The organism is Armatimonas sp., assembly GCF_031410135.1.
Classification (GTDB): Bacteria; Armatimonadota; Armatimonadia; order Armatimonadales; family Armatimonadaceae; genus Armatimonas.
Map to the genome: position 1 here is coordinate 1 of NZ_JANNYP010000135.1, position 3,943 is coordinate 3,943.

Below are 3,943 nucleotides of genomic sequence, written 5' to 3' on the forward strand. Positions count from 1 at the left end.
GTTCGCCTTCTCGACCGGGCGGACTTGCGGTCGACCGCATACGTCATCACGGCTGGCACGACCCTGGTTCGAGAGCTTCGTTGGGGAGCTGACCACTGGCGACAAGCTCTGCAAGGAGGGAGTGTAGCGCTTCCGGGTTGCTCAGGACGCGGCGCACGGCGAACATGCAGAGTGTCCCAATATATTTAGCCTGGGTGTGGGCAAGCACGCGCTCCCGTGCGGACTGATTGAGGACGTTGAAGCCCACCATCACCACATCCCAGCAGTTATCGTTCTGCACCGCCGGGCCTAGCATTGCGTGCTGTGGATCGTGGCCAAAGGCCTCGGTGATCCCCAGAAAGCGAATCTTGCCTTCGTCGCGCAGCTCCAAAAGCGCGGGAACCAGCTCGCTGAGGCAGTAGGCGTACTCGTCGGTCGTGACGCCGTGTAGGTTTAAGAGATCCACGTAGTCGGTCTGGAGACGGGCGAGATTGCCGTTAAAGCGCTCCTTGAACTCCAATTTCGTTGAGAAGTTCTCGCCACTTTTCGGCCCCAGCTTGGTCGAGAGAACCACACTCTCTCGTGGCGCTTTGGCTAGTGCCAGCGCTTTCCCAACTGCCGTCTCGGTTTTGTAGCTCTCGGCGGTATCTAGGAAGTTGACGCCCAGCTCCAGCGCTTTATGCACCACAGAAATCGCATTGGCTTCATCTTTACCCGTCGCCAGCCCTAGGCGACTATGCCCTCCGCAACCCAGGCCCATCTTGCTAACCGAAAGGCCCGTCCTGCCTAGCGTGGTGAAGTTCATGGGAAGAGTGTACCCGCAGAGAGAGTCGGGAATCACGGTCGGGGAGTGTTCCGATATACTGGCTGCACGATGAAAAAGCTTCTCTGTTTCTTGCTGGCGCTGCTGGGCGGGGTAGGTTGCCGATCACGAGAAGAGCCGCATACACCACTGCTGCTTCCCGCGCCCGATGCACAGGGGGTGTACTCTTTCACTGCCCATGATCTTTTTGATCTCTACGAGAAGGACGGGAAGCAGGCCGATAGACAGCTCCGTGGCAAGCAGGTCCTCGTCACGGGCTATGTGGTGCGCGAGCACACGAGTGTCGAGATTGACAAAGAGCGAGCAAAGAAGGGGGAGATTACAAACCCCGATCTCTTTCTCTATGTCCCTCACGAGTCCAATGGCTTCTATATCCCGGTTGGGGGAGTGATCTGCAACTTCCCCAACAGCGCCCGCGACAGGCTTCGTACTTTGCTGAAGAAACTCAAGCCACGCGACCCCGTGACCGTGCGTGGGACGGTTGATGGCAAGATGGGGTCGGTCTTTCTTAAGGACTGCACGCTGGAGAAAGCCCCCTAAGTCATGTGGTGGATGTTTCTGGCTTGCGAGATTGCATGCCTCGCGCCACCAGAGGGGTGAAGGATTCGCAGTCGATAAACTCGTAGCCGGTCGAAGTGATGACTAATTGTTCATCAGGCATCGTATCTGCGATGAAGCGCCACTGCTCACCCGGCAGAAAGGCTTGGTGTGGACTGTTCCAGGCAGTAGGATTGACCTCTAGCGTATGGCCGGAGGAGAGCAAGAGACGAAGCGCCCCTTGCTCCAAGACCACCACGGTTTCGACCTGAGGGGGAGCCGTAGCGATAAAGCCATAGAAGCCATCCGCATCCCCATCGCGCCGCTCGGGGATGAAATCCGAGGACGACAGGATAATCTCGACTCCGTCCCAAAGCTGCCAGTCGCATGAGAGGATGAGGCTTGCGGGCGCACGCGACACGTGCTTGCCTTTCTTGTTAACAAAGGGCACTTGCTCACCAAATTCTAAAACCTGGCGACCCGCGTAACACCACATATCGGTGAGCTGTGCACCAATTAGTGCAGCAAGTGCTTCCTCAATCTCTTGCATGCAGGTGATATATCAGAAAAGATACACTATTGTCATGAAGCCCACGATTCCACAACGGCTGCAAAGTACCTTTCTGAACAACCCAGAGGGACGAGCGTGGCTGGAGCGATTGCCCGTACTCCTCCCAGAACTAGCGAATCGCTGGGAAATCTCTCTCGGGGAGCCCTTCGATGGTGACCACGTGAGCTGCTCCTGGGTTGCGCCTGCCACCCGCACCGATGGCTCCACGGCGATCTTCAAGATTGGCTGGCCGCACATGGAGGCGGAGCACGAGATCGCGGGGCTTCGCTTCTGGAACGGCGACGGCGCGGTGCGTGTTTTTGAGACCGACGAGCCCAATAATGCGTTTCTAATGGAGCGCTGCCTGCCCGGAACGCGCCTGCGAGAGTTTTCTCTGGAGAAACAAGACGAAGTAATTGTCACGATGCTCAAGCGGTTCTGGCGAAGGCCTCTGGAGCCGCACCCGTTCCGCCCACTCGCCGAGCAAATGCAGTTCTGGAGCGGTGAGGGCCGCGCTGACGAAGCCCTCTGGCCTGATCCCGGCCTGGTGCGTGCTGGGCTGGTGCTCTTTGAGGAGCTCTCTCGCCCGGCACCCGATGACGTTCTACTCACCACCGATCTGCACGCCAGCAATATTCTCGTGGCCGAGCGCGAGCCCTGGCTGATGATCGACCCGAAGCCCTTTGTTGGTGATCGCGCCTACGATATCACGCAGCATCTTTTCAACGATCTCCCGCGCCTTTTGGATACTCCAGAGCAGACGATTCTTGCGCTCGCCGAGCCGCTGCAACTTGACCCGATGCGCCTTCGACTCTGGCTCTTTGCCCGCGCGGCGGCGATGTCCCGCCATAGTACAGAGCACCTGATACTTGCCCAGCGGCTGGCTCCCTGATTAAATACGAGGCATGGAAAACAACGAACTGACACGGCGGTCATTTTTAGGAATCGGGGCGGCGGGAGCACTCGCACTTGCGGCTCCTGCTGAGGCGAAGAAGCGGATTCCGGTGGGGCTGGAGCTCTACTCGGTGCGGGACATGCTGGCAAAAGACCTGATGGGCACGGTGCGTGCGGTCGCGGCTCAGGGCTACGAAGTGGTGGAGTTCTACTCGCCGTACCAGAGCTGGACGCCGGAGTACGCCAAAGACGTCCGCAAGTTGCTGGACGAGCTGAAGATCAAGTGCCTCTCGACGCACAATGGCCGCAATGCACTCACGGGTGACGGCCTAAAAAAAGCGATTGAGCTCAATCAGATTCTCGGCTCTAAGACCATTGTCTCGGCAAGTCCGGGGCGTGTCCAGACCCAGGACGACTGGAAGAAGCTCGCCGACGAGCTCACGTCGGCATCGCAGGCCCTCAAGCTGCTGAAGATGCGTGTCGGCTACCACAACCATCAGCTAGAGTTTCGTGAGCTTGAGGGAGGCTTTCGCCCGATCCAGGTACTGGCCAAGAACACGCCCAAGGATGTCACGCTGCAATTTGACGTGGGCACGGCGGTGGAAGTGGGCTACGATCCCATCGCCTGGGTCAACGAGAACCCCGGACGGATTCGCTCCATGCACCTCAAAGACTGGGGCAAGACCGAGGGCTATAAAGTGCTCTTCGGTGAAGGTGACACGCCCTGGAAGGCGCTGCTAGAGGCCGCCGAGCGCAAGGGCGGAGTCGAGTGTTTCTTAATCGAGCAAGAAGGCAGCCGCTATCCGTCGCTGGAGACCAGCCAGAAGTGCTTGGAAAACTACCGAAAGTTGCGCATGAAAGGTTAAACAGTCTCTAATCTTCTTGCCAGCTCAGCCACCGCCCTGCCAGGATAAATATCAGAGCAAAACCGAGAGACATTCCCGCGTTTGTCCAAGCGACCATCGGCGGGTGTCTTTCCCAGACGGGGTTAACAAGCCCAAGAACAGCCGTCACGGTGGCTAAGTAGTCGTCCAAAATCTACTTCCGTATCTTGACATTGCAAACCTTACCTTGGCGTTGGCGTCAAGCGAGGCTTGAATGTGTAGTTCCAGCGGGGGCACACTTCATGGAAATGTAAATTGAGTGTTTGCATCACCTCC

Annotated in this window: 5 protein-coding genes; 3 read left to right on the forward strand and 2 right to left on the reverse strand. The window is 57.9% G+C overall.

What is annotated here, in order from left to right; translation table 11 throughout:
* Positions 1–46: 46 nt before the first annotated feature.
* Positions 47–784: an aldo/keto reductase gene (locus RMO15_RS05010; protein ID WP_309708653.1), complete on the reverse strand. Its 738-nt coding sequence runs from the start codon at positions 782–784 to the stop codon at positions 47–49.
* Positions 785–853: 69 nt separating this feature from the next.
* Here RMO15_RS05010 and RMO15_RS05015 point away from each other — a divergent pair, with 69 nt between their 5' ends.
* The gene (locus RMO15_RS05015) at positions 854–1,342 is read left to right on the forward strand and encodes a hypothetical protein (RefSeq protein WP_309708655.1); all 489 of its coding nucleotides are present in this window, start codon (positions 854–856) and stop codon (positions 1,340–1,342) included.
* A gap of 1 nt (position 1,343) precedes the next feature.
* Here RMO15_RS05015 and RMO15_RS05020 read toward each other — a convergent pair whose 3' ends face one another.
* Positions 1,344–1,889: a hypothetical protein gene (locus tag RMO15_RS05020; RefSeq protein ID WP_309708657.1), complete on the reverse strand. Its 546-nt coding sequence runs from the start codon at positions 1,887–1,889 to the stop codon at positions 1,344–1,346.
* 34 nt (positions 1,890–1,923) lie between these two features.
* On the opposite strand from RMO15_RS05020, the gene RMO15_RS05025 reads away from it, so the two are divergent.
* A complete protein-coding gene (locus RMO15_RS05025; protein WP_309708660.1) occupies positions 1,924–2,781 on the forward strand; it encodes an aminoglycoside phosphotransferase family protein in 858 nt (285 codons plus the stop codon).
* 13 nt (positions 2,782–2,794) lie between these two features.
* Entirely contained in the window at positions 2,795–3,649 is an 855-nt protein-coding gene (locus RMO15_RS05030; RefSeq protein WP_309708662.1) for a sugar phosphate isomerase/epimerase, read from the forward strand.
* Positions 3,650–3,943 lie beyond the last annotated feature (294 nt).

Excerpts from the sequence above, each read along its gene's own strand:
- RMO15_RS05020 (WP_309708657.1), bottom strand. The coding sequence starts at position 1,889 with ATGCAAGAGATTGAGGAAGCACTTGCTGCACTAATTGGTGCACAGCTC.
- RMO15_RS05030 (WP_309708662.1), top strand. The coding sequence starts at position 2,795 with ATGGAAAACAACGAACTGACACGGCGGTCATTTTTAGGAATCGGGGCG.
- RMO15_RS05010 (WP_309708653.1), bottom strand. The coding sequence starts at position 784 with ATGAACTTCACCACGCTAGGCAGGACGGGCCTTTCGGTTAGCAAGATG.
- RMO15_RS05025 (WP_309708660.1), top strand. The coding sequence starts at position 1,924 with ATGAAGCCCACGATTCCACAACGGCTGCAAAGTACCTTTCTGAACAAC.
- RMO15_RS05015 (WP_309708655.1), top strand. The coding sequence starts at position 854 with ATGAAAAAGCTTCTCTGTTTCTTGCTGGCGCTGCTGGGCGGGGTAGGT.